The sequence below is a fragment of the Mucilaginibacter sp. OK283 genome (assembly GCF_900110415.1).
Lineage (GTDB): Bacteria > Bacteroidota > Bacteroidia > Sphingobacteriales > Sphingobacteriaceae > Mucilaginibacter.
Window position 1 is genome coordinate 278,091 of sequence record NZ_FODR01000004.1, and the last position, 26,190, is coordinate 304,280.

The 26,190-nt window shown below is 44.0% G+C and carries 16 protein-coding genes; 10 read left to right on the forward strand and 6 right to left on the reverse strand.

Annotated features, from left to right (window positions below; translation table 11 throughout):
- The first annotated feature begins 109 nt into the window (after nt 1-109).
- Entirely contained in the window at nt 110-424 is a 315-nt protein-coding gene (gene rhaM / locus BMX56_RS12120; RefSeq protein ID WP_090647188.1) for an L-rhamnose mutarotase, read from the forward strand.
- 102 nt (nt 425-526) lie between these two features.
- Here the strand turns inward: rhaM and BMX56_RS12125 are convergent, their stop codons facing one another.
- Both BMX56_RS12125 and BMX56_RS12130 read right to left on the reverse strand, forming a co-directional pair.
- Nucleotides 527-1,096 (reverse strand): Crp/Fnr family transcriptional regulator, encoded by a 570-nt coding sequence (locus tag BMX56_RS12125; RefSeq protein ID WP_090648007.1) that lies wholly within the window; start codon nt 1,094-1,096, stop codon nt 527-529.
- Nucleotides 1,097-1,128: 32 nt separating this feature from the next.
- Nucleotides 1,129-2,574, reverse strand: coding sequence for an MFS transporter (locus BMX56_RS12130; protein WP_090647191.1), 1,446 nt, complete (start codon nt 2,572-2,574; stop codon nt 1,129-1,131).
- Nucleotides 2,575-2,826: 252 nt separating this feature from the next.
- Here BMX56_RS12130 and BMX56_RS12135 point away from each other — a divergent pair, with 252 nt between their 5' ends.
- The 9 genes from BMX56_RS12135 to BMX56_RS12175 are packed head-to-tail and all read left to right on the forward strand — an operon-like array spanning nt 2,827 to nt 16,801.
- Nucleotides 2,827-4,173: a rhamnogalacturonan acetylesterase gene (locus BMX56_RS12135; RefSeq protein ID WP_090647196.1), complete on the forward strand. Its 1,347-nt coding sequence runs from the start codon at nt 2,827-2,829 to the stop codon at nt 4,171-4,173.
- 14 nt (nt 4,174-4,187) lie between these two features.
- Nucleotides 4,188-5,417 (forward strand): oligogalacturonate lyase family protein, encoded by a 1,230-nt coding sequence (locus BMX56_RS12140; protein WP_255369825.1) that lies wholly within the window; start codon nt 4,188-4,190, stop codon nt 5,415-5,417.
- 9 nt (nt 5,418-5,426) lie between these two features.
- Complete coding sequence (locus BMX56_RS12145) at nt 5,427-8,285, forward strand: glycosyl hydrolase (protein WP_090647205.1); 2,859 nt, start codon at nt 5,427-5,429, stop codon at nt 8,283-8,285.
- 7 nt (nt 8,286-8,292) lie between these two features.
- Nucleotides 8,293-9,063 (forward strand): rhamnogalacturonan acetylesterase, encoded by a 771-nt coding sequence (locus tag BMX56_RS12150; protein WP_090647208.1) that lies wholly within the window; start codon nt 8,293-8,295, stop codon nt 9,061-9,063.
- 13 nt (nt 9,064-9,076) lie between these two features.
- Nucleotides 9,077-9,883 carry a rhamnogalacturonan acetylesterase gene (locus BMX56_RS12155; protein ID WP_090647212.1) on the forward strand — a complete coding sequence of 269 codons (807 nt, stop codon included), beginning with the start codon at nt 9,077-9,079 and terminating at the stop codon, nt 9,881-9,883.
- A gap of 27 nt (nt 9,884-9,910) precedes the next feature.
- A complete protein-coding gene (locus BMX56_RS12160) occupies nt 9,911-10,981 on the forward strand; it encodes a glycoside hydrolase family protein (RefSeq protein WP_090647216.1) in 1,071 nt (356 codons plus the stop codon).
- Nucleotides 10,982-10,991: 10 nt separating this feature from the next.
- Nucleotides 10,992-13,133 carry a hypothetical protein gene (locus BMX56_RS12165; protein ID WP_090647219.1) on the forward strand — a complete coding sequence of 714 codons (2,142 nt, stop codon included), beginning with the start codon at nt 10,992-10,994 and terminating at the stop codon, nt 13,131-13,133.
- A gap of 60 nt (nt 13,134-13,193) precedes the next feature.
- Nucleotides 13,194-14,339 (forward strand): glycoside hydrolase family 88/105 protein, encoded by a 1,146-nt coding sequence (locus BMX56_RS12170; protein WP_090647223.1) that lies wholly within the window; start codon nt 13,194-13,196, stop codon nt 14,337-14,339.
- On the forward strand, nt 14,339-16,801 hold the full coding sequence (locus BMX56_RS12175) for a glycoside hydrolase family 31 protein (protein WP_218152409.1): 2,463 nt from the start codon (nt 14,339-14,341) through the stop codon (nt 16,799-16,801). Before BMX56_RS12170 ends, BMX56_RS12175 begins: the two co-directional genes overlap by 1 nt.
- 63 nt (nt 16,802-16,864) lie before the next feature.
- Here the strand turns inward: BMX56_RS12175 and BMX56_RS12180 are convergent, their stop codons facing one another.
- The 4 genes from BMX56_RS12180 to BMX56_RS12195 all read right to left on the reverse strand — a co-directional run bounded on the left by BMX56_RS12180 (nt 16,865) and on the right by BMX56_RS12195 (nt 26,071).
- Nucleotides 16,865-18,877: an FAD-dependent oxidoreductase gene (locus tag BMX56_RS12180; RefSeq protein ID WP_090647226.1), complete on the reverse strand. Its 2,013-nt coding sequence runs from the start codon at nt 18,875-18,877 to the stop codon at nt 16,865-16,867.
- Between the two features lie 51 nt (nt 18,878-18,928).
- Nucleotides 18,929-20,242: a glycoside hydrolase family 88/105 protein gene (locus tag BMX56_RS12185; RefSeq protein ID WP_090648021.1), complete on the reverse strand. Its 1,314-nt coding sequence runs from the start codon at nt 20,240-20,242 to the stop codon at nt 18,929-18,931.
- A 282-nt stretch (nt 20,243-20,524) separates the two neighbouring features.
- The gene (locus BMX56_RS12190) at nt 20,525-22,498 is read right to left on the reverse strand and encodes a RagB/SusD family nutrient uptake outer membrane protein (protein WP_090647230.1); all 1,974 of its coding nucleotides are present in this window, start codon (nt 22,496-22,498) and stop codon (nt 20,525-20,527) included.
- A gap of 30 nt (nt 22,499-22,528) precedes the next feature.
- Nucleotides 22,529-26,071, reverse strand: a complete 3,543-nt coding sequence (locus BMX56_RS12195; RefSeq protein ID WP_090647233.1) for a TonB-dependent receptor — start codon at nt 26,069-26,071, stop codon at nt 22,529-22,531.
- Between the last annotated feature and the right edge of the window lie 119 nt (nt 26,072-26,190).

Below are 26,190 nucleotides of genomic sequence, written 5' to 3' on the forward strand. Positions count from 1 at the left end.
GAAATGTTATTTTGGCAAAACATACAGAGTCGTTTAAATATATATGCGATTTTTGGACGAATCAAATATCAGTAACCATTTGCCGTATTTAACCTTTTAATATTTACCTATGGATCGCGTAGCATTTAAAATGAAGCTTTTTCCGGGCTTTGAACAGGAGTACAAAAAACGGCATGATGCAATATGGCCCGAGTTATCGGCGCTGTTAAAAGATACGGGAATAAGCGATTATGTTATCTTCCTGGATGAGGAAACCAACAGCCTGATTGGCGTTTTAAAAGTAGCCGACAAGAAATTACTGGATAATTTACCAGCAGAAGCCGTTATGCAAAAATGGTGGGCTTATATGGGCGATATTATGGAAAGCAATCCCGATAATTCACCGGTAAGTACCCCCCTAAAAGAGGTTTTTTATTTGCCATAATTATTTTAATAAAGGACCATAGGGCTGGTGATTGTACCATTAAGGCTGTAAACTGCTCTGTGAAAGGGTAGCTTTTTTAACCAGCTTGTTGCCCGGGCCATTCTATAATTTTGATTTTAACCTGCTTAATCCTTCTTGTGTAATATTCAAATAGTTAGCCACCAGCCTGTTGGGTAACCGTTTTATTATTTCGGGGTTTTCTTTGAGCAATAATAAATAGCGTTCGGTAGCATCGTTAGTAATAAAACTCATTAACCTGTTGGTGTTAATTACATAAGCGTATTCCAGCTGATGGCGATAAAATTTTTCCCATATAGGCAAAGTTTCTACCAGGTGGTAAAAATCCTTTCTATCCATATATAACAGTTCGGAGTCCATTACTGCTTCAATGTATTCCTTTGATCTATTTTGGGTGATAAAAGACACCATTGACGATGATGCATCATTTTCAAATATGATTCTCCGGGTAACTTCTGTGCCAACGTCTTTAATAAAATAGATTCGCAGACAGCCTTTCACAACAAAATACATCCTGTTTGACAAGTCTCCTTCATGCAATAAAATTTCTTTCTTTTTAACCGTACGGGGCTTAAAATGCGAAAGAATAAATTGCAAATCTTCATCACTAATTTTAACTTTTTTCTGGATGTACCTGGCTAAGGTTTCTTTCATAAACATTCAATCGAATTTATTACTTATTAAAATTATGCATTTTGTTTCAAGAACTTCGGATAGATCAATAATGCCGCAAACGATGCTATAAATGCGTTTATCAAAAACACTACATGAAAGCCATAGGTTATTGCCTGCGGCGAGCTGCCAATTTTTGAAGTGCCGGACACTCCCGACAAAACCGCGAAGATAACGCCCATTACTGTTGTTCCGGTTATTTGCCCTAAAATCCGCGACAGCGATAAAAAGCCACTTAGTAGCCCGCGTTGGTCTGCTGGTGCTATTTCCATTACAACTGTGTTGTTAGGGGTTTTAAAAAAATTCAATCCCAGCGCAATAATTCCTATCCGCCAAAGATAACCTACAATATTATCGGCCGGGGTAATTGTGCTCATGCAAAAGCATCCAATGGCTATGGTAATTACTGCGCAAAACATCACATTTTTTGCACCATACCCGTCGGCAATTTTGCCTGCGTAAATACTAAGTGCAACAGTTAATAAAGGGCCGAATGACATAATTAGCCCAACCTGTACCAGGCTGTAATTAGCTGCTTTTAAAAGGTAAAACGGTGGCAATATTACTGTTGTAATAATTACGGTATAAACAAGCACTGTAGTAAACAGGTTTTTGCTAATAAGCCTGTTTTTAAAAATGGCGACGTTTATTAAAGGATGCGCTATTCTTTTCTCAAACCGAATAAATACAACTAAACCAATAATAGTAACTGCCAATAACGTTAAAACAATAGGATTGCCAAAATAGCTTTTTTCAATCATGGTCATGCCAAAACAGTAGGATGATAAGGTTGCTGCCAATAAAATTATTCCAACCTTATCAATAGGCATACGTTTTTTAATAGTAGGGCTGTTTATGTATTTATAGCCCAATCCATAAGCCACAATTCCAAAAGGTATGTTTACCAAAAACATAGATTGCCACCCGAAAGTTGAAAGCAATATGCCGCCAATTGTTGGTCCGCCTGCAATGCCCAGGGCTGTTATGGTTGATAAAACCCCCATTGTTTTGCCCAACATTTTTTTAGGTGTGAGTTCCGTTGCTATGGCCATACTCAAAGCCAATATTAAGGCGGCCCCCAAACCTTGTAACCCTCGGAATAAGATAAATAATGCTGCACTATTAGATATACCGCAGAGCAAAGATGCTACGGTAAATATAACAATACCCGCCAGGTATAATTTCTTTTTACCTATAATGTCGCCAAGCCGTCCTGCGGCCGTAATTAAAGCGGTAAGTACAAGCAGGTAAGCCAGCACAAACCATTGTGCCGAAGCGAAAGTGGTTTTTAAGCTTTTAATCATTGTTGGCAATCCTACGCTCACAATACTTGTGTCGAGGTTCATCATAAACAGGCTTATAGAAATACCGGCAATAGCAATTTTTAGTTCGGAAAAATTGCCGGTATAATTTTCTGCAACGTCAGTTCCGGGTAAATACGCTAATGTTTCTGTTTTCATGCCCCAAAATTGGGCAACAGAAAATAAATAAGCATTGATGTGTGTTAAAAAATGAAAGGGTTATCCAATCGGTACATAAAGCATTTGAATCATTCTTAATGAGTTTGAACAGGCAATGAATTTGTTACACAAACAGTATCTTCATTCAGGACAGTGCAGGACGCTGTTTGTGTATCCATGGTATAACTTTATCTATTATAAACCATGCCCCAATTTTGGGCAACCAGATAACCAGGTAAATTAACATTCGTCATGATCAAGTCGACTCGCAAGATCTTATTGCCCTGCTTTTGTTTTTTGCTGTGGTTTACCTTACCTGCAACACTTTTGGCACAGGCAGCTAAAACCAGTTTTAAATTTGATTTTGGCAGCGGCAAGGCAGCCGATGGCTATCAAAAGATAGGCCCGGATGTTCAATTTGATGACAATAAAGGTTATGGGTTTGATTTTGACTCAAAAGTAACAGCAGTGGTCCGCAATCCCCGGAAATTGCTTACAGGTGATTACGTAACCAGCGATAAGCCCTTTTATTTTTCGGTAAATGTACCCGAAGGCAATTATAAAGTAACACTGCTATTGGGCGACATTAAGGGTAACAGCAATACAACCGTACGTGCAGAATCGCGCAGGCTGATGCTGGAGAAAGTTAAAACCAGTAAAGGCAACATAAAACGGGTAAGCTTCATAGTAAATATACGTAAACCGGATATCGGCACAGGCGGTAAAGTATCCCTTAAACCCCGCGAATTTGGAAAATATGACTGGGATGATAAACTCAGCCTTGAATTTAATGATACCCTGCCATGTATTGATGCGCTTGAAATAGAAAAGGTGGATGACCAGGTAACTGTTTACCTGGCTGGAAACTCCACCGTGGTTGACCAGGATGATGAGCCCTGGTGCTCTTGGGGGCAAATGATCACCAGGTTTTTTAAACCTGGGGTAGCCATTGCCGATCATGCCGAATCGGGACTTACCCTGGGCAGCTTTTTAAACAGCCACCGTTTGGATAAAATATTGAGTATCATTAAGCCCGGGGATTATCTTTTTATCGAGTTTGGGCATAATGATCAGAAAGAAAAAGGTCCCGAAGATGGCGCCTATAAATCATATACAGATCGCCTTAAGCTGTTCATTAGTAAAATACGGGATAAAAATGCCATCCCGGTTATTGTAACTTCTACCAGTCGCCGCGCTTTTAATGATAGCAGTAAAGTTGTGAATACGCTGGGCGATTATCCGGATGCTGCAAGGAAAGTTGCCAAAGCGCAAAATGTACCGCTGATAGATCTTAATGTCATGACGGCTAAACTTTATGAGGCGTTGGGCAATGAAGGTTCTAAAAAGGCTTTTGTGTGGTATCCGGCCAACTCGTTCCCCAACCAGCCTAAAGACCTGGCAGATAATACCCACTTTAACAGCTATGGAGCTTATGAAATTGCCAAATGTGTTATCGAGGGGATCAAGGGCAATCACCTGGGTATTGAGAAGTATATTATTGACGCACCGCCTTATGATCCATCGCATCCTGACCCTGCCGATACTTTCAACCTGCCAGCCAGCCCCCAAAACAGCACCATAAAACCCGACGGAAACTAATTAAAATCTTAATAATGATGATAAGCAAAAAACTGGCTTTGATGACTTTTGCCCTTTTACAGGTAAGCTTTTTTACCCTAAAAGCCCAGGATTTAATAGAAACAGGGGGCGTAAAACCCATGCCGGCCCAATGGATTGATAAAGAAACCGGGCATAAGGTTGTTCGGCTGGTAAACCGCGAAAATGATAACGGGAGTTTTTATTTTAACAATAATCCCTTTGTTCTCCAGGAAAAGAACGAAGGTGATTTGATGGTGTTTTACGGCAAAACGGATAAGGGTCAGCAACTGTTTACCGTCAACCTGAAAACGTTAAAGACCGACCAGTTAACCAGCCGCGAAAAGGTATCGGGCGAGATGGTTTGCGCTAAAACCCGTGAGGCATTTTACCAAAGCGGCGACAGTATATTTGCCGTAAATGTAAATACTCATAAAACCGGGTTTATTTATGCTTTTGCCCCAGACTTTAAAGGCAGGGTAGGAACCGTAAATGCCGATGGAACTTTTATGGCCTGTGTTCAAGCCACCGGTGAGCAGGAGCGTGAGATACTGGCCAAATATCCCGAAAAACATGATTTTTTTAACCGGATTTATGATGCGCATATCCAGCGTACGCTATATGTGCTTGATGTTAAGCACAAATTATTAAAACAAATACACCAGGAGAACGAATGGACTAATCACCTGCTTTTCTCGCCCACAGATCCCGATAATTTGTCGTACTGTCATGAAGGGCCATGGGAGAAGGTAGACAGGATTTGGAACATCAATATAAAAACCGGCGAAAATAAACTATTGCATAAGCGTACCATGGTAAATGAAATTGCAGGGCATGAGTTTTTTTCGCCGCTTGGTAATACCGAGTGGTTTGATCTGCAAAAACCTAAAGGGCAAACATTTTTCCTGGCGGGCATCAACATGAATACGGGTAAGGAAGACCGCGTTTACCAGATGGACCGTAACGAATGGTCAATCCATTTCAACGTTACCAGGGATGAGCAAACATTTGCAGGTGATGGCGGTAATGCCGGGCAGGTAGCCAAAGCGCCCGATGGCATGTGGATTTACCTTTTTAAACCCAATGGAGATCGTTTTAAATCGGAGAAACTGGTTAATATGAAAAATCACAACTATCACCTGGAACCTAATGTGCATTTTTCGCCCGATGAAAAATGGGTTATCTTCCGGGCCAATTTTGAAGGTCATGAGGGCGTTTATGCGGTTGAAATTGCCAAACACAAATAAAAAATCTACATGTCGGTATTCAACAAAAACTTCAAAATAGCTGCCGTTTTAGTGCTTTTAATAAGTGCCGAGGAGGCAACAGCCCAGGTAACGTGGCCTGTTATTACCAGGCAAACCAAACCCTGGGCCCGCTGGTGGTGGCAAGGCAGCGCTGTAAATAAAAAGGACCTGGCCTGGAATATGCAAAGCTACCATGACGCCGGTTTAGGCGGAATGGAAATAACACCCATTTACGGCGTTAAAGGACACGAGCGTGAGTTTATACCGTATTTGTCGCCCCAATGGGTTGATATGCTGAAATATACACTGCAGGAGGCTGAACGTTTGGATATGGGTATTGACCTGGCTAACGCCACAGGCTGGCCCTTTGGAGGCCCCTGGGTAACAGATCGGGATGCGAGTAAGGAACTCTTCTGGAAAAATTATGACCTGAAGGGCGGGGATAAATTAAATGAACCTGTGGTGTTTGTACAACAACCCCTGGTACGCGCAGACGGCCAGGCGCCAAAGATCACCGACCTGGTTGAGCCCATCAGCGCTAATAAAAACCTGCAATTGATGGCGCTTGACCAGGTGCGGTTTGAAAAACGCATACCACTCACCGTTTTAATGGCCTATGATGGCAAAGGACAGGCCCTTAACCTGACCGATAAAGTTGAGGCCGATGGCAAACTTAACTGGACCGCACCCGCCGGTAACTGGAAGCTATATGCGCTTTTTATGGGTTGGCACGGTAAAATGGTGGAGCGGGCCGCCCCGGGTGGCGAGGGCTATGTGATTGACCATTTTTCGAAACCGGCGCTTGATCATTACCTGGATAAGTTTAACCAGGCATTCAAAGGCCAGGATGTAAGTGCTATCCGCGCGTTTTTTAACGACTCGTACGAGGTTGACGACGCCCGCGGGCAATCAAATTTTACCCCACAGTTTTTTGACGAGTTTATTAAGCGCTGTGGCTACGATCTTCGGGATCATTTACCGGCCTTATTCGGCAGTGGCGACAAAGAGAACGATAACAGGATATTGTGCGATTACCGTGAAACCATATCCGATTTGTTGCTTGATAATTTTACCAAACCCTGGCACGAATGGGGTAAATCAAAAGGCGCTTTAATCCGTAATCAATCGCACGGTTCGCCATCCAACATACTGGATCTGTACGCAGCTATTGATATTCCTGAAACCGAGGGGAATGATATTTTGCGATTCAAGTTTGCTACCTCGGCGGCACACGTTACAGGTAAACCGCTGGCTTCATCCGAGTCGGCAACCTGGCTTAATGATCATTTTTTGTCGTCATTAGGCGATATTAAACAGGCTATTGATAAATATTTTGTAGGCGGTGTTAACCATATTTTTTATCATGGTATCAGCTATTCACCAAAGGATGCCCCCTGGCCGGGTTGGTTGTTTTATGCCGAAGTACATTTTAACCAGACCAATCCGTTCTGGAACGACTTTTCGACCCTTAACCAATACATAACCAATTGCCAGTCGTTTTTGCAACAGGGCAAGCCTGATAATGATGTGCTGGTTTATTATCCCTTGTTTGATAGTTTTTCGGAGCCAGGCGAAAAAGGGTTGCTTAAGCATTATGATGCCATGAAACCCGATTTTAGCGGTACCGGTTTTGAAAACTCAACCCAGGAGATGCTGAAAAAGGGTTATACTTTTGATTTTATATCAGATAAACAGATAATGGCGCTGCAAGCCACCGGCGCTCTCATAGCCACTGGTGGAATCAGTTACAAAACCATTTTGCTGCCCGATTGCAGGTATATCCCGCTGGAAACATTCCATAAAATAATAGATCTGGCAAAGGCAGGAGCAACAGTGGTAGTGTATAAGAACCTGCCATCAGATGTGCCTGGATATGCCCGTTTAAATGAGCGGGAAAAAGCATTTAAGGATTTACTGACCGGGTTAAACTTTACCCCGGGGGCCAATGGTGTTAAAATAGCTACGATAGGCAAAGGCAGGTTTTTAATTGCCGATGATATCCCCCCTTTGCTGGATGCCGCGGGAATTAACAGGGAAAGTATGACCGATGATGGACTTCAATTTGTACGCAGAACCTACAAAAACGGCAACAGCTATTTTATCGCCAATAATAGCGATAAAGCGATTGATGGCTGGGTAAGGTTATCAGTTAGTGCAGCGTCGGTAGTGGTATTTGATCCGATGACCAAAAGTTACGGCCTGGCCAGCAACCGGAAACAAGGCAAAGGCCAAACCGGTGTTTACCTGCAACTACAGCCCGGGCAAAGCTGCATTTTGCAAATGTTACCTTCAAAAGTTAATATCGCAAATTATAAATATTACCAGCTTGCCGGTAAACCGGTAAATGTAAATGGCATATGGGCGCTCACATTTACCCAGGGCGGCCCAACCTTGCCGCGACCAGTAAAAACCGGTGACCTTAAATCATGGACGGCTTTAGGGGGGGATGAATTTAAGGCGTTTTCGGGAACAGGGAGTTATTCAATCACATTCAAAAAACCTGCACAAAATGCGGTAGCCTGGCAGCTGGATTTAGGTAAGGTACATGAAAGTGCCGAAGTTTACCTTAACGGCAAAAAGTTGGCAACGCTGATAGGTGCGCCATATATAATTACCATTTCTTCAGGACAGTTAAGGTTGATCAATCAGTTACAGGTAAAAGTAGCCAACCTGATGGTGAACCGCATTATAGATATGGATAAAAAGAATATCCCCTACAGGATCTTCTATAATACTAATTTTCAGTCACATAGCTCCGGGTCCAAAGGCCAGGATGGGCTTTTTACCGCAATAAACTGGCAGCCAAAGCCATCTGGTTTGGTTGGGCCGGTTACCCTTAGGCCGGTTAAATATTTGCAAATTAAATAGTTATATCATGGTAAAAGCATTAAAATCCCTTTTTATCTTGTTAATGATAGCTTTCGCAGGCCTGGCGTTTGTTAATCAGCAAAAACCAACATTGTACCTCATCGGGGACTCTACAACCCACAACAGCGATAAGGAAACGTGGGGTTGGGGCAGTATCATTCCAAACTATTTTAACCTGTCGAAGATCAATATCGAGAACCATGCAATGGCCGGCCGCAGCACACGTACTTTTATAAAAGAGGGCAGGTGGAACAAGGTAGATTCCCTGTTAAAACCCGGCGATTATGTGATGATGGTATTTGGCCATAATGAAGGCAGCCAACCCGATACTACAAAAAAAGGATATCGCGGCGTATTAAAAGGTACAGGCGAGGAAACAGTAGAGCTTACCTGGCCAAATGGGATAAAAGAAACAGTACACACCTACGGCTGGTATTTTCGCAAATTTATAAGGGAAACCAAAGCTAAAGGCGCTACGCCAATGGTCTTGTCGATGATTCCGCGTAATGAGTTTCGTGATGGTAAAGTGATTCGTGCTGATAATGATTATGGCAAATGGGCACGGGAGGTAGCGCAGCAGGAAGGGGCTATTTTCATTGATATGAACCGGCTTACCGCTGATAAATATGACCAATGGGGCGCCGATTCGGTAAAAAAATTCTTTCCCGGCGATCATACCCATACCAATAAAGCAGGCGCAACGGTAAATGCCGAATCTGTTGCCGAAGGCATCCGGGCCAATCCGAAGAATCCTTTAAATAAATATCTAAAAAATTAATTGATAAGCTATTATGAAAAAAATTATGTGTAAAAATGCAGGTTTAAGCTTAATGCTGATAGGCATGATATTGCTATCGTCTTTTATGCTGATAAAACCAGCTGATAAGCCAACATTTTATGTGATCGGCGATTCAACGGTTAAAAATGGTAAAGGCAGGGGTGATGGTGGTTTGTGGGGCTGGGGCGACTTTATAGCTCAATATTTTGATACAACCCGGATATCAGTTGAAAACGATGCCCTGGGCGGAACCAGCAGCCGCACTTTTCAAACGCTGGGGTTATGGGATAAAGTACTGGCGAAAGTAAAGCCCGGCGACTTTGTAATTATGCAATTTGGCCATAACGATGCCGGTGCACTGGATGATACTGCACGGGCACGTGGAACCATTAAAGGTATTGGTAACGAACAGCAGGAAATATACAACCCGATTAGGAAAGTACAGGAGGTGGTACATACTTATGGCTGGTACATGCGTAAATACATTGCCGATATAAAGGCCAGGGGCGCAACGCCAATTATTTGTTCGCCAATACCACGCAATTTTTGGAAGGAGGGCAAGTTTGCCGGCCGCAGGAACCAGGATAGCTACGGCCAATGGGCCAGGGAATTAGGCGAGGAAACCGGTACTTATTTTGTCGATTTGAATAAAATGATAGCTGATGATTATGAGGCAGAGGGCGAGGCAAGAGTGAAGGCTACCTATTTTGGTACCGATGCCACCCACACGTTTGAGCCGGGCGCTCAGTTAAATGCAAAAATTGTGATCCAGGGGATAAGGTCATTTAATACACTGGCCCTTAATAAGTATTTAAAGTAACAGCGCTCGTAAAGTGGGATTTAAGCGATGAAAAGAAGGGATTTTATTGGGCACTTAGGCTTAGCTTCGGCGATGGCATTATTGCCGGGCCTGGCATTTGGCGCACCGGAAGGCCATGTTTCTTCTTTTGCCAAAAAACTGAAACCGGTTGGTCGTGCGCTGGAAATGGAGGGCTATTACGTTTGGTGCAACAGCCCCATTGAAGGGCCGGACGGCAGAATTCATGTGTTTTTTTCCAGGTGGACGGCAACAAAAAAAATGGGTGGATGGATCAATGGTTCCGAAATATGCCATGCTGTAGCCGACACACCCGAAAGCGAATTTAAATTTACGGGAACCATCCTTGCCCCGCGCGGCCCGGGGTATTGGGATGCAACCACCTGCCATAATCCATCAATCAAAATAGTGGATGGCAAATATTGCCTGTTTTTTATGGGTAACTCCAATGGCAAAACCAATACCAAGCGTATCGGGCTGGCTACTGCCGATTCGCCCGATGGCCCCTGGACACGCCCGGACGAACCTTTATTATTGCCGGGGGCGACGGGGGCATGGGATGATCATTGTACCACCAACCCTGCATTTATTAAACATCCCAACGGGCAATACTGGTTATTCTATAAATCGTGGAACACCAAAGAATATGAAACCTCAACCGATCCGCTGGTAAAGGGGAACCGCAAATACGGCCTGGCCATTTCCGATAAGCTGGAAGGGCCTTATGTAAAATATGAAGCAAATCCGGTAATAGATTTTTCGGCTCGAGGCAATAACGCCCAATTGGAGGATGCCTTTGTTTGGCTGGATAAGGGTCGCTTTAAAATGCTGGCCAGGGATATGGGCGTGTTTAATCACCAGTATGGTTTGTATATGGAGTCAAAAACCGGTAAGAAGTGGAAGGAACCTGAAATAGGCTATTTTAATGCCGAATATTATCATATCAATCAGCCGCCACCTCCAAAATATTTAAACAAATACGGCCGCTTTGAACGGCCGCAGCTATTGTTTCAAAATGGTAAACCAACATATATGTTCACCACATCGCAAGGGGGTAAATACATGACGGCTTCGCCTTTTATATTTAAAATAGAATCATAACAACCGGACGATGAAGAAACTACTGCCTGTATATTTTGCAATTTTTACCTGTGCCTGGCCGATTATTATAAAGGCGCAAATCTTAATAGACCGCAAGGCATTGGTGCAAAGGCATAATGTGATCAATAAGGGTACAGACACCTTATCATCCCTGTCGGTTGGTAATGGGCGTTTTGCTTTTACGGTTGATGCTACCGGTTTGCAAACCTTTCCCAAACATTATGATAAAGGCATTCCGCTGGGTACACAATCAGAATGGGGCTGGCATAGCTTCAAAGATACCATGGGTTATAAGTTTGATGAAACATTAAAAACCTATACACTCAACGGCCGTAAAGTTACGTACGCGGTGCAGTGGAACCAGCCCGGGCGCAGTAGGGATGCAGCCAACTGGTTCCGCGAAAATGTGCATCGCTTACAACTGGGCAATCTTGGTTTTATATTATTGCATAAGAATGGGACTGAGGCAAACATAAGCGAGATTCAAAACATTCGCCAGGAACTCGATCTTTGGAAGGGCGCCATCAACAGCTCATTTACTTTTGACGGTGAAGCGGTAAGTGTGCAAACCTATGCCCACCAGGGACAGGATTTGGTGGCAGTAAAAGTGCAATCTAAATTATTGAGCCAGGGCAGGCTGAAAGTAAGGTTGCGTTTTCCGTTTCCTACCAATCAATTTACTGATTATGGCGATAACTGGAAAAACCCGGAAAAACATTCTTCAGCTATCATTTCATCCGGTCGGAAGCAGGCTACCATTATTCATCGTTTAGATACTAACCAATATTTTGTGCGCCTGGATTGGCAGGGATCTGCATCCGTTAAAAATACCGCCGTTCATCAGTTTGTGTTATCCCCGCAGGGCAAAACAAATCTGTTAACATTTACCTGTTTGTTTACCCCACGCAAAACCGCGGCGGTTTTACCGGGCTTTACCCAAACGCAGGCAAACAACATACAGCAATGGAAGGCTTTTTGGCAAAGCGGCGGCGCGGTTGATTTTAGCGGCAGTACAGACCCACGGGCCAATGAACTGGAACGGCGGGTGGTGCTATCCCAATACCTTACCAAAATACAATGCTCGGGCCATCAACCGCCGCAGGAAACCGGGCTCACCTATAATAGTTGGTATGGTAAACCCCACCTTGAAATGCACTGGTGGCATAGTATTCACTTTGCGCTGTGGGGACGGGAGCAGCTGTTGGAAAACAGCATGACCTGGTATCATCATGTTAAAGCTAACGCACGTGCTATAGCTAAGCGGCAGGGTTACGATGGCGTTCGCTGGCAAAAAATGACTGATCCTGATGGTAATGAAAGCCCGTCATCGGTAGGCGCGTTCCTGATCTGGCAGCAGCCGCATTTTATTTATTTTGCCGAGCTGGATTTTCGTGCACATCCCAATAAGCAAACCCTAAATAAATACAAAGACCTGGTATTAGCCGATGCCGATTTTATGGCCTCGTTCCCCACTTACGATAAAGAGCTTGACCGTTATAATTTAGGCAAGGGCATTATACTGGCACAGGAACGCTATAAACCCGAAGAAACGTTTAACCCAACTTATGAACTGCAATACTGGCGCTGGGCGCTCACAACTGCCCAGGAATGGCGTAAACGGTTGGGCATACAACCCGATAAAAAATATGCGCTCATCCTGAAGAAACTGGCAGAGTTACCCCAAAAGGATGGCGTTTACCTTGCTGCCGAAAGTTCGCCCGATGCTTATACTAATCCGAAATTGAAAACAGATCATCCGGCGGTATTGGCGGCCTATGGTATGCTGCCTTATAACAATAAGCTGGATACCCTGGTAATGAAGAAAACTTTTGACCTGGTATGGAATGTATGGGACTGGAAAGATACCTGGGGCTGGGATTTCCCGATGACAGCCATGACCGCTGCCCGCTTAAATATGCCCGAAAAAGCCATTGAGGCCTTATTTATGCCCATAAAAACCAATACTTACCTGCCCAACGGTCACAATTACCAGGATGGGCGTTTACGCCTCTACCTGCCAGGCAACGGCGGATTGCTGGCTGCTGTAGCCATGATGTGTGCCGGCTGGGATGGTTCAACCATCGCTAATCCGGGTTTTCCAAAAGATGGAAAATGGAACGTAAGATGGGAAGGACTTAAAAAAATGCCTTAAAAAAAGCCGGAGATAATAACCTGTGAATTAACTGAATAGAAATACATCAAAACCTACAATATGAACAAACTATTTGCAAAACTGAAAATGATACTGTGCGCGGGTGCAATCATAGTTACGGTGGGCGCTGTGCATGCCCAGCTGCCATCAAAAAGTAAAATATTGGCCGATATGACTTTGGCTAACAACTATTTTATGCAAAAATGGCCGGATGCAGGTGCTTCTGTTACTGTAAAAGGTGTTAACCGAACCAGTAACCTGTGGACAAGAGCGGTTTATTACGAGGGTTTGATGGGGATGTACAAAATTGATCCGCAAAAAAAATATTATGATTACGCGGTTGACTGGGGCGAAAAACACCAATGGGCGCCGCGTGGTGCCGTTGATACCCGGAACGCCGATAACCAATGCTGCGGCCAGACATATATAGACCTGTACCTGGTAGATAAAAAGCCGGAACGTATAGAGAAAATAAAGCAAAGTATCGACCTGATGGTCAATAGCGAAAAACAGGATGACTGGAGTTGGGTTGATGCGCTGCAAATGGCCATGCCGGTATATGCCAGGCTTGGCGCGGTTTACCAGGACGATAAGTATTATGAAAAGATGTTCGCCATTTATAACTATACCAAAACAGTGCATGGCGGCAAGGGCTTGTACAATACTGCCGATCATCTTTGGTGGCGGGATAAGGATTTTGTAACCCCTTACAAAGAGCCCAATGGCGCCGATTGTTACTGGTCGCGCGGTAATGGCTGGGTATTGGCGGCCATGTTACGTGTTTTAGAGGTAATGCCCAAAAAAGCCCCGCATCGCGATGAATATTTAAATGTTTATAAAGAAATGATTGAAGCCCTGGTACCGCTGCAACGTGCGGATGGTTACTGGAATGTGAGCTTAAAAGACTCTACCAATTTTGGCGGCAAGGAATTAACAGGTACAGCACTGTTTGCTTATAGTATGGCCTGGGGCATCAACCATGGCATCCTCAAAAAGAAAACCTATTTACCTATAGTAACCAAAGCCTGGAATGCCATGTCGGCCGAGAGTTTACATACAGATGGTATGCTGGGTTTTGTGCAGGGAACCGGCAAGCAACCTAAAGACGGGCAGCCGGTAACTTATAACAGCGTGCCTGATTTTGAAGACTATGGTTTGGGCTGTTTTCTGCTGGCAGGCAGCGAAGTTTATAAATTGAGTAAATAATGAAGAAGGTTACGCTGCTTCTTGCGCTTATTTTAATGTTCACCGTAAACGCATTTGCGCAAACGGGTATTGGGAGTAATAAGTCGGGGTATAAAAAGCAAGGCAATACGCTGTATTTTAAAAATGTTAATGGCGATGTTCAAATTGAGTTTTGTTCACCGTCCATGTTTAGGGTAAGGGCAAGCTGGAGCCGTAATTTTTTGGCTGATGAGCATTTAATGCAGGAAAACTATAACTGGCCTGCAGTAAATTATAAGATAACTGATGCAAAATCGGCTTACGTTATTCAAACATCTGCGTTAATTATTACGGTTATTAAATCGCCTTTTATTATCAATGTATCCGATGCTAAAGGCGTAATGTTATCATCTGAATATGTACCAAAAAGTGGTGGTATGCATCATATGGGCGATACGGTGATGTGTACCAAACAATTGATGCCCAATGAACACTTTTTCGGTTTTGGTGAGCGTATGGATTTTACAGATCAGCGTAACAAACTGGTAAAATTAAATGTGGGCCGGGGCAAAAACAAAGATAATTTGCTGGGCGCTTATAACATCAACGAAGCAAACTATTGCCCGGTGCCGTTTTTTATGAGCACCCGCGGCTATGGTATCTATCTGCATAATTCATCGGGCACAGCATGGGACATGGGCAGCAAAAGGGATGATGAATACAGTTTTAAAGCCAGTGATGGTGAACTGGACTATTACTTTATTTATGGCCCGGCTTTCCCGGTCATATTAAACAGCTACCTGTCAATAACCGGCAAATCACCTTTATTGCCGCGCTTTGCCCTTGGATTGCATATGGGCACTTATAGCGGCGGCACCTGGGGACATGAGGAACTTACATCTGATAAATATGTGATTGAGCTTGCACGCAAGATGCGCGAAATGGGGATCCCGGTTGATATTTTGTTCCTGGATTCTACCTGGCGGTTGTTTGGTAAAAACGGCGGCAAGGGCGCTACAACCTTTGAATGGCGCGAAACATTTAAAGACCCCAAAGCCATGTTCGATAGCCTGTACGCCATGAACTTCAAAATGGTAGGCTTGCACATTCGCCCGCGGTTTGATAATGCCAAAAACCTCAATCTGCTCGACCAGGCGCAGGCCAAAGGTTTTACCTACCCCGAAAATGGGAAGCCGGGCGAGTTTGTGAACTTTTTTGATCAGCAGGCTACCAACTGGTGGTGGGATAACGGGGTAATGAAAGTAGCTTCCATAGGCGCAAAATTCCTGAAAACCGATGAAGGTAGCGCCTTTGGTTCATTGGCAAATGAAAGTGAAAAGGTGGGGCCTACCGGTAAAGAGGTTGCGCAATTGCATAATGTTTTCCCTATAGCTTATGCCAAAGCCCCATATTTAAAGTTCCAGGAATATAATGGCATTCGCGGTTTGAACCAGACCCGTGAGGGATACTCGGGCATCCAGCGTTATCCATACATCTTTGCCGGCGACTGGCCAAGCGAATGGCAGTATTTTGCACCGGTTATTAAAGCCGGGTTAAATATTGGCTTGTCGGGCGTAGGGTATTGGGCGCATTGCATGGGCGGTTTTGAGCATGCTGCCGATCCTGAATTATATATGCGTTGGGTGCAGTTTGGTATGTTTAGTCCGGTTGCTATTGTATTCGGCATGGATCACCCGGGTTATAAAGAGCCATGGAATTATGGGGCAGAAGCTTTGGCCAACTTTAAAAAATATGATGATTTGCGCTATCGGCTGATCCCTTATATTTATAGCAATGCCTATAAACAATACCAAACAGGTATGCCGCTGATGCGTGCCCTTGTACTGGAGTACCAGGATGATCCGAATACGTATAATATAGCCGATCAATACTTATTTGGTGATAACATGATGGTTTGCCCCGTAACGGTAAAGGGAGCTCAAACCCGTACGGTGTATTTACCAGCCGGTGTTTGGTTTAACTATTGGACGGGTAAAAAATATGACGGAAAACAATATATCCACATATTAACACCCGCCTACCAGTTGCCGCTATTTGTAAAAGCAGGCAGTATTATCCCTATGCAACCGGCTATGAAATATATGGATGAAAAACCGGTGGATGTGATTACGCTGGATATTTTTCCGCACCAGGAATCCGAATTTACACTGTATGAAGATGATGGTATCAGCCTGAAATATCAGCAAGGCGAAAAAGCGATCACTCAAATTACCGTAGCAAATGTTACGGGCGGCTGGGAGTTGCGTATTAAAAAACCTGCCGGCAGTTACAACCCGGCACCGCATGGTTACCTGGCTAAAATACATTGGAGTGGCGATAAGGAGCCATCGATAGTAACTGAAAATAAGGAGAATTTAAAAGCGGTGAGCCGTGCCGATGAACTAAATAGTATCGCTGGCTGGTATTACGATAAAACGGACCATTTATTATGGATTAAGGCAGCTCATAGCAATAGAGGGGATGTTATGCTTAGCTTTAAATAAAGCTAAGCCTGTTTCATCATTTCAAGTGGTTTTACTATTGTGAAGCCGGGACCGCCACTTCAATTACCTGGACGGTACAAAAAGTACGGCATCAGCAACCGTGGTCCCGTTGGCGTTTTTGCTGGAGATTTGTACATAAGCCTGTTTGTTTTTTGATAGGTAGTAAGATCCTAAAGAAACCCACTCTCCCGATGTTTGCCCTTCAACCTGGATAGTTGTCTGGTCAATGATCTTTTCGGTCGTGTTTGTCCCGTTAAAAATAGTGATATGGGTTTTAGCTGATGCGTTTTTAGTTTTTGGAAAATAAACGTACACGTTATAGTTGCTGCTTTTAATAATCTCCGGCCTGAACTTAACCGAATTGAGTGCGCCGGTTTTAGACGTATCGATAAGATAGGTTGGACCATAACCACCCGATTGTGCAACACTCCAATCTCCGGTTATTTGAACGTGAGCGGTATCGTCGTTATCAACCAGAACCTCTGGTGTGCTGCCATCTGCAAGCGGATTATTTTTCAATAGTTTCTGCACTGCTTTAACATCAACCAACTGTACAGGTATTTTTTTATCAATAGCCTGGCAGGCAGCAACTGCGGCCGACTGCCCCAATACCATAAATACCGGCTCCATACGAATGGAACCGTAAGCGATATGCGAAGCCGACAGGCAAACCGGCACTAAAATATTTGCAACCTCCGCAGGTTTTGGAACAATGGCCCTGTATGAAATCGGATAGGGGCCAAAACCGCCAACTTCAACATTGCCTTCATTTTTTACCATACCATTTACCACTTGCCTGTCGCAATTATGCGAGTCCATTGTATAGGCGGCCATTGCAACACCGTCATTGGCAATCTCTTTACCCTGGCAGTATTGTTGGGTCATTACCATTTGTCCTATCATTCTGCGGGCTTCCCTGATATAAAGCTGGGGAGTCCAGTTTCCATTATCCGTATATTCATCTTTTGGGTAGCCCCATTGTTTCATTTCATTACGGATGTTAGCCGGTATCCGCGGATCGTTTCCAAGGAAATATAGAAAGCCTTTTGTATAGGTTTCGTGGTCCTCCCGGATTTTTAATCTTGTTTCATAATCAGCTTCGGGGTAATTCCAGTTCATGCCTATCATATCGGTAGAAAAACCGCCTTTATTATTAATGTCGGTCTTCCCATTAGGCATTTTGCTTATAATAAGCACATCGTTAATTGATTTCCAGGGCGCTTTTTCCTTTAGGCGAAGCAGCAATTCATATTTCTGAGGATCGTAGTTTTCCGGCCTTGTAATGGCTATACGATTTTCAGGCACGTTGGTTAAGGTAATACGAAAGTTATAAGCCTGCACTTTTTTATCTCCGGAGCCCATTGCCTGTAAGCTGGCGTTAGCTATTCCCCATAATAAACCGCTCTTAGGATCACCTGGTACTTTATACGGATCAACGCCGTCGGGAAACTGGTGGCCATCCATAACTTCAACGCCGTTTATGGTTTCATGATACTGGCCGTTTGCTTCCCGCCCAACCGTGTACGAAACACCCGAACGGGCCATCAAATCGCCTTCGTAGGTGCAGTCAATAAACTCCTTTGCCTTAATGATAATATTGGTATGGGCGGTGGGTTTCAATGAATTTTCAACTACCATTTCGGTCAATAGGTTACCGTTCTTATTTACTTTGATAAGGCGGTTTCCCATCAACACGGTAAAACCTGCTGTTTTTGCGTATTCGTTAAAAATATCCTCGGCCACCTTTGGCTCAAATATCCATTGCTCAAATTTTCCGTAATGCTGTCCAATTTTCCGGTAAAAATCTCTGGCCAGGCCGGTAACCACATATTTGTTGCCGATATCCGTATAGCCTAAGCCGCCCGAGGTCATGCCGCCCAAATGATTCCCAGGCTCAACCAATACCACTGTTTTGCCCATTTTTTTTGCTGTATAAGCCGCAATTACACCGGCACAGGTGCCGCCATATATACAAACATCGGCTTCAAACGCTTTGATGTTTTGTGCATATAGGGGCCATGCCATACTAAAATGAGTTACTATGATTAACAGGATGATTACTTTAAAATTTTTCATAGCTGTTTTTTTAAAACGTTCAATAACCAGGTACGGCAAGGCCGGCTACGCTTATTTGGGTACCTGTACCGCACTGTCGTTAATTACAAACGGGTGGTTTTGCAGCATGCGGTAAATTTCGGCTCCTGCCAGCAAAACCGGGCCGTAACCATGTGCTGCGTAGTTATTTATCGGCCGGTAGTAATAAAAAGCAGGATCGAACCCCATGCCTGTACCCACGCAGGTACCTTCTACCTGGCCTTTGTCATTTACTTTTGTACCCACGGCGTTCCAGGCAAGCAGTGCCGCTGGTCCGTAAGCTTTGGCATCCAGCCATCCCTTATTGATAGCTCTTGCAAAGCAATAGGCATAAATTGCCGTTGCCGAAGTTTCGAGGTACGAATCGTTCCGGTCAAGCAGCTGGTGCCAGAAACCCGTTGCATCCTGGCGCTGTGCAAGGCCGGCCGCATGTTTTTTTAGCATCTCTGTTAAAAACATTCGTCCCGGATGATCCTGCGGCAGGGCATCAAGTAATTCAATAGTTGTTAAAATAGCCCAACCATTTGCCCTGGCCCAATGAAACTGTGGGTGCGGATCCATATCCTGAACCCAGCCATGCATAAATAATCCGCGTTCGGTGTTAAACATTCGTTTGCTGAATAATTGGTATTGCTTCACCGCCTCATCAAAATACTTTCTGTCGCCGGTAAGTGCGCCCATTTGTACCAGGGCCGGAAGGCTCATATACAGATCATCAAGCCATAATGTATTTGGGTGAGGGCGGTTACGTGCCAGTGTACCATCGGCCAGGCGAAATTGTTTTGTTAGGATATAGCCGATATAGTTATCAATTATTGGCCGCAGATCCGGCTTTACGGCCCCTGTTTTTACGGCTTTGATCATGGCTGCGGCCATTGACCCGGCATCGTCAAGCGCCTCGGGGGCGATTACCGACTTTACGGGTGTTACTGCCAGTGGCGAGGTTTTTAGGTAGGTTTTAAAGGCAGCAACAGCGTTACCAATATAACTCAACCGGTTTACGGTGTAGTCTGTAAATTTATTATCCCCGGTTGCTGCGCCTGCCTCCAGCATCCCGGTGTAAGTTACGCCCCATTCATAGCTTATTAGCCTGAAATCGGCGGCTGCAAAAACACTGTTGGAGTTTACCTTGTCGAAATTGTTGATTGCCTGCCCGCTCGGCTTATCAATGAGTTGGTAGGGGGTAACACCATCCAGGTAATGATATACCCTGTCCAGAACAGCTTTAACATCAGCTTGTTTTGTTTCTCCGTATGGGGTTATATAAGCTGGTTTAAGCAAATGTAATGGGGTGGTTGCATCATTGTTTTTTGAAACGGTATTTTGACTAAATGATGCAAACGACATTGTTTGTAATAAAAGCGTGATAACAACGCAATTTAAAATACGCCGCAAATGTTGGTTGCTGCCTAATATATTATCAGATTGATTCATTAAATAATGCAGTTGATGTAATAATAAGTTAAAAATCAAAATTCAAAAAGGCATTTGTATAATGGCTTTTTGAACATGTTACGTGTAAAGCTATAGTTTAATAATGATTCAAACGCTTTTTTGATGTGATCGCAAGAAAACCACAACACCTCAAACAGTATATTCCTGGTTGAGGTGTTGTCAGGTGGTTACTACTTACCAACCCGGATTTTGGTAGGCGCTTTTTTGGCTGGGCGACATGGGCTGGCCATTTATAGTAGTAGCGTCAATCTGTATCTGAGGAATTGGCCTTAACTTATCCCTGGCTATAATGCTTGTGGCATCCTTGTTAAACAGTTTCGTTCTGTCGTACAAGGTTTCTGTACGTACAAGGTCTTCCCATCGGTAAAACTCGCCGCATAGTTCACGGGTGCGCTCATTTAGCATAAAATGAATAAATCGGTCAGCCGTACCTACTACCGTAGGCGGATAATTTTCACTCGCCGCATTGGTCATAAATAAATCGGTGGTGGCCATTAATTGCGGGTACGTGTCAGATACATCGCCGGGTGTACCGCCATCAAACATGTAAGTTTGTGGGTTTCTGAATTCACCTGCATGGTATGCGGCCCTTTGCCGCAACTTGTTAACATAGTTCAGCGCGGTTATATAGTCGCCTTTGCGCCCGTACGCTTCGGCAGCAATCAGATAAGTTTCGGCCAGCCGGGCAACTATACCGTTGCGTATTCCGCGTTCTTCATTATAATCGCTCGTTACACGTACCGGATCAAGCATTTTTACTAAAGTAAGGTACTTGTTGTTGTTAAAGCCTTGTTGTATAGGCCCTCCGGGTGTATTAGTATAATATCGGGCATAAACGGTATACCTGTATTTAGCTAATTGTTCTTTGGTTAACGGCGTGCTTTTGGTATTTACTATAAATAATGCGGCGGTGTCGCCGATACCAAACTTGTACGAGCCCACCAATGATGGATTAGGAGCGTCGGCCGAGGTAAATTTAGGTGTACCGGTGTTGGTGTTAGAGTAAAATACCGTACGGAAGCTTTTATAAAAACGGGAATCGTTTTTTCGGTCGAACAAATCTATGGTGTAATCAGAAGGTCCTAAGCGGCGAAAGGGCCTGCCGTTAAAGTTATCGGCATTTCGCGCCATTCCGGGTATGCCCACATCATACTGACAAATGTAGTATTCATGTGTACGGTTACCGGTGCTGCCATCCAATGTAAGATCTTTGATGAACTGGGCTGCAAAAATGATCTCTTTGCTGGCCTGTGCTGTTTGAAACCTGCTGATATCGCCGGAAGGGGCCGAGCCGTTTTGCCCTATAGCCGGGGTGGTCACCTTTGGGTAACCAGCAGGATAAACACCATTCCAGATATTCATATAATCGCTCTCAAGCATGTAGTACGGACTGTTAATTACCTGCGTAGCATAATAAGCCGCGCTATCAATATCTGTTGGCTTTTGACCCCTGGTATCGGTAACCGCGCTGCCGCGGGTTAAATATACTTTGGCCAAAAAATGCTGCGCTGCACCCTGGGTAGCCCTGCCCTGGTCTGTTATAGTTGGTGTAAGATTAGCCGCAGCGAAACGAAGATCATTAATAATTTGTTTATATACATCGGCAGCAGATGCACGCGCGAAATCAGTTTGTTTACCGGTAATTGGCTGCAATACCAGTGGCACACCTGCAAACTGCTGCACCAGCTGAAAATAATAATACCCCCTCAGAAACCTCAGTTCGGCTATGCGCTGGGTAACCTGCGCCGGCGTGCCCAAATTTTTTGATGTTGTACTTTTAAAAAGCGGCAGCTGCTGTATACCCAGATTACAACGGCCAATACCCTGGTAGTTATTTACCCATAAGCCATTTAATAAACCTTCGGCAGGGTTAAGGCTTGCTGCATAACTGTTATAGTATTCATAGTTAAACTGATCGCCCTCAATAAATTCATCGGTACCAAAGTTGTATAATGCATATGCCTGCTCACCTTCAAATTTGTTGCGGAGCGGGGTATAGGCAGATCGTACCAAATCCTCTAACCCCTGATCGGTGTTATAATACTCCTGCGTAAGGGTGCTTACCAGATCTTCTTTAAGGTATTTTTTGCATGATGCGATATCTAAACCTATCATGAGTAAAATAACCGGAATGATATATTTTTTCATTTTATTATCTTATTAATTATAACCAATTGTTTACAAGCCCGCTTTTATCCCGAATACCAAACTTCTGTAGCTGTATGATGTAGGGCCAGGGTTATTGGTGCTGCTTGACGGATAGGAACTTGAATAAGGCATTGTTTCAGGATCGTAGGTTTTGTATTTGCTAAACAAGAAGGGGTTAACCGCGTTAACAGAAAATGATAAGCTACGCATCTTTATTTTATTAAGTAACGAGGCCGGTAGCTGGTATGAAAGCAAAATACTCCGCACCCGTATAAATGATCCGTCCCTGAACCCGTTGGCCTGCCAGTAAAGCGGTATGTCGCTGGTAAGGTTGGGCTGTGGATAATCATTGGAAGGGTTGGTTGGCGTCCAATAGTTTAATTTTATCGACTGATAACGGCCAACAAGCGAAGGGCGTGGGTCGCGCACCAATCCGCCATGACTGATATACACAAAAGCCGACAATTCAAAACCTTTATAGCTAAGGGTACTATTGATGCTGCCGGTCCACTGTGGATTTGGCGAACCCAAAAGTGTTTTATCAGCTTCGGTAATGGTAGTATCACCATTCAAATCCTGTACGCGGATGCGGCCCGGCTGTAAGGCGGTATTGGCCTTGTTACCGGCTTTTTTCCAGAAATAGTCATACAAAATTCCGCCAGGCAATGCATCGCTGTTCTGGAATATGCCCTGTTTTTTATAATCATAATATGACCTGATGGGTGCACCTATGAACCACTGGCTCGAAACATTGTTATTACCCGAGCCATCCAGCGATGTGATAGCCTCGTTATTTTTGGAGAATACAAAATCGGTTGTCCATTTAAACCCGCCCTGGTTAATATTGACAGTTGATAATGCCACTTCAATACCACGGTTCCGTACTTTGCCCAGGTTAACCGTAATATTACTATAACCGGATGCATCAGGTAATTTCTGAGGCTGAATTTCATTTGAGTTAGATTCATAAACATCAATTGAACCCGAAATTCTGCCCTTAAATAAGCCATAATCCAGGCCTATATTTTTGGTTACGGTTTTTTCCCAGGTTAAGTCAGGGAGTGGTAAACCATTAGGTGCGTAACCCTGGGCCGGGCTTACACCAAAATTATAGTAGGATAGGTTTAAAGTACCGTTGGTTAAATATGGCCTGATACCGGAGTTACCCACAGAACCTATACCACCGCGTAACTTTAGCTGATCAACAAAGTTTACTGCTCTCATGAAGTTTTCCTGGTCAATACGCCATGCCACGGATCCTGACGGAAAGGCTTTACCCTTATGTTGTTCGGATAACACAGAAGAGCCGTCATATCTTTCTGCCAGGGTTAAAATATACCTGCTATTGTACGCGTAAATTACCCTCCCCAAAAACGATGCTAACTGATATTGTGAATAGCCTCCTTTATAGGTTACCACCCCTGTGGCATTATTTTGTAAGGAGTACCACCTTTGCGATTCATAATTAAGGCCGGCGGCCGAAGCGTTGGTGGAGTCTCTCCGGTCTTTCAATAACTCCTGTACTGCGGTTACACTGAGGTCATGCTTTTTGCCAATGGTGGTACTGTATGACAATTGGTTTTGCAGTGTCCAGGTCAGGTTTGAACTTGTGTTGAATGAGGCGTTTGCCGCGCCGCCCGCCCGCGACGATGAAATTGAACCATTAAATGTGCCATTCCTGGCGCTGGATACGTCGGCGCCAAAAGTGCTTTTTAGTGTCAATCCCTTATAAATATTAGCTTGTACATACACGTTGGCCAGCAAATGGCTTACGCGGTTTTCATTAATGATATTGGTAACATCATTAAGGGGATTAATAATATTACTGTCGTTGCCCGGGAACAGTACAAAATTACCGCTACTGTCATAGGGCTCGGCCAAAGGTAGTTGCCCCGATGCTGCGCTGTAGATATCAGACCCAGTGTTTTGTATGGCATTGGCGTAAGTGATATTACTACCTGCCGAAAAATAGCTTACCGGCCTGAAAGTGGCGCTGTTTGATATGCTGTACCGCCTGTAGTCCTGCCCGGGTATTATGCCATTTTGTTTTAGATAACCTAAGGAAAAAGCATTGCTGAATTTTTCGGAACCACCTGCTATAGAAAAATTGTGGTTTTGCGTTGACCCTGTTCTTAAGGCCTTGCTTTGCCAGTCAAAAGTAGGAACTTTGGAAGCATCGTAAATAGCTACATTATCAAGTACCGGGTATCCCAGGCTTGAAAGTAAAGCTTTTTCGGCATCTGTAGTAGGCCGTGTGGCTACATCAAAAATTCCATTTGTGGGGTCGTATTTGGTAAAGGAGTATCCGGCCATAACTTTATTTAACACATTAGGGTCTGCACCAAAAAGTTTATAGTCTGATGCCGGATCGGGGAAATAGCGCTGGCTGCTGCTTGTGGTGCTTAATCCGGAATTGTATGATTTGCCCCCTACATAAGCATCCCTTTTAAACTGTGCATAATCAGGTCCGTCAAATACGTTTAATTTTCTCAATATATTATCAAACGATGTGCTGCCGCTATAGTTAACGGTTACCTTACCTGCCTTTCCTTTTTTTGTGGTAATTTGTATAACCCCGTTAGCACCTCTTGAACCATAAATGGCTGTAGCCGAAGCATCCTTCAATATATCTACCGATTCGATATCCAGGGGATTAATGTCATCAATACTATATGATACCGGAACACCATCAACAACAAACAAAGGGTCGTTGGTGGCATTTAATGAACGGTTGCCCCTGATACGTATAGCGGAGCCCGCTCCCGGGCGATAAGAGCTTGGCCGCACAACCAGGCCAGGTGCCTGTCCCTGTAAAGCGGTGCTCAGGTTAGCCGCGGGTACCTTGTCCATTTTCTCTACGTTAACCGATGCTATAGCGCTTGATACATCGCCCCGTTTTTGCGTACCGTAGCCAATTACCACAACTTCGCTTAATGACCGTGATTCGGGTATTAATTTAACATCTACCACAAGGCTGGTGCCTAAGGTAACCTCCTGTGTTCTAAAACCAATAAAACTAAATATTAACACCCCGTTTTGAACATTGTCATCAGGAACGTGCAGGTTATATGAACCATTTCCATCGCTAACAGCTACGGCATTTGTCCCTTTTAGTTTAACGCTTACACCTGGTAGGGGCTGGCCGGTTTCGTCGGTAATTTTACCCGTAATGGTTACAGGGGGCACCGGCGGGGCATTATCCATCAGGTCGGCCTTTGGTTTTAAAATAATGGTTTTGTCAAAAATCTGGTAGGTAAAAGGCTGGCCTGCAAAACATTCTTTCAATACGGTTTCTAAGGGCACATCTTTAACTTCAATAGAAATCTTTTTTGTTTTTTGAAGCAACTCGTCAGTATATAAAAAACTGTAATTAACCTGCTTGTTAATTTGCTGGAATATCTTCTGCAATGAAACATTTTTTTCTGACAGGGTAACAGTTTGCGAATACGAGATTGCGCTTACGTGCATACTGCATACCAGTAAAATAACAGTGGTTAGTTTCATAATCAGGAGTGTTTTAAATACCGGCTTGCGCAGCCGGTAAAAACATTCATAGTAAAAATTAAAATTCATACTTTTACATCATATAGGTTGAATAATCAATTGGTTAGTAATCGCATACGGCCAGCTATTGATCCTGTATCTGCCGGGGGCGCTCCAACGCTTCCGGTTTTTTTGATCAATGCCTTCTA

Excerpts from the sequence above, each read along its gene's own strand:
- rhaM (WP_090647188.1), top strand. The coding sequence starts at position 110 with ATGGATCGCGTAGCATTTAAAATGAAGCTTTTTCCGGGCTTTGAACAG.
- BMX56_RS12125 (WP_090648007.1), bottom strand. The coding sequence starts at position 1,096 with ATGAAAGAAACCTTAGCCAGGTACATCCAGAAAAAAGTTAAAATTAGT.
- BMX56_RS12130 (WP_090647191.1), bottom strand. The coding sequence starts at position 2,574 with ATGAAAACAGAAACATTAGCGTATTTACCCGGAACTGACGTTGCAGAA.
- BMX56_RS12135 (WP_090647196.1), top strand. The coding sequence starts at position 2,827 with ATGATCAAGTCGACTCGCAAGATCTTATTGCCCTGCTTTTGTTTTTTG.
- BMX56_RS12140 (WP_255369825.1), top strand. The coding sequence starts at position 4,188 with ATGATGATAAGCAAAAAACTGGCTTTGATGACTTTTGCCCTTTTACAG.
- BMX56_RS12145 (WP_090647205.1), top strand. The coding sequence starts at position 5,427 with ATGTCGGTATTCAACAAAAACTTCAAAATAGCTGCCGTTTTAGTGCTT.
- BMX56_RS12150 (WP_090647208.1), top strand. The coding sequence starts at position 8,293 with ATGGTAAAAGCATTAAAATCCCTTTTTATCTTGTTAATGATAGCTTTC.
- BMX56_RS12155 (WP_090647212.1), top strand. The coding sequence starts at position 9,077 with ATGAAAAAAATTATGTGTAAAAATGCAGGTTTAAGCTTAATGCTGATA.
- BMX56_RS12160 (WP_090647216.1), top strand. The coding sequence starts at position 9,911 with ATGAAAAGAAGGGATTTTATTGGGCACTTAGGCTTAGCTTCGGCGATG.
- BMX56_RS12165 (WP_090647219.1), top strand. The coding sequence starts at position 10,992 with ATGAAGAAACTACTGCCTGTATATTTTGCAATTTTTACCTGTGCCTGG.
- BMX56_RS12170 (WP_090647223.1), top strand. The coding sequence starts at position 13,194 with ATGAACAAACTATTTGCAAAACTGAAAATGATACTGTGCGCGGGTGCA.
- BMX56_RS12175 (WP_218152409.1), top strand. The coding sequence starts at position 14,339 with ATGAAGAAGGTTACGCTGCTTCTTGCGCTTATTTTAATGTTCACCGTA.
- BMX56_RS12180 (WP_090647226.1), bottom strand. The coding sequence starts at position 18,877 with ATGAAAAATTTTAAAGTAATCATCCTGTTAATCATAGTAACTCATTTT.
- BMX56_RS12185 (WP_090648021.1), bottom strand. The coding sequence starts at position 20,242 with ATGTCGTTTGCATCATTTAGTCAAAATACCGTTTCAAAAAACAATGAT.
- BMX56_RS12190 (WP_090647230.1), bottom strand. The coding sequence starts at position 22,498 with ATGAAAAAATATATCATTCCGGTTATTTTACTCATGATAGGTTTAGAT.
- BMX56_RS12195 (WP_090647233.1), bottom strand. The coding sequence starts at position 26,071 with ATGAATTTTAATTTTTACTATGAATGTTTTTACCGGCTGCGCAAGCCG.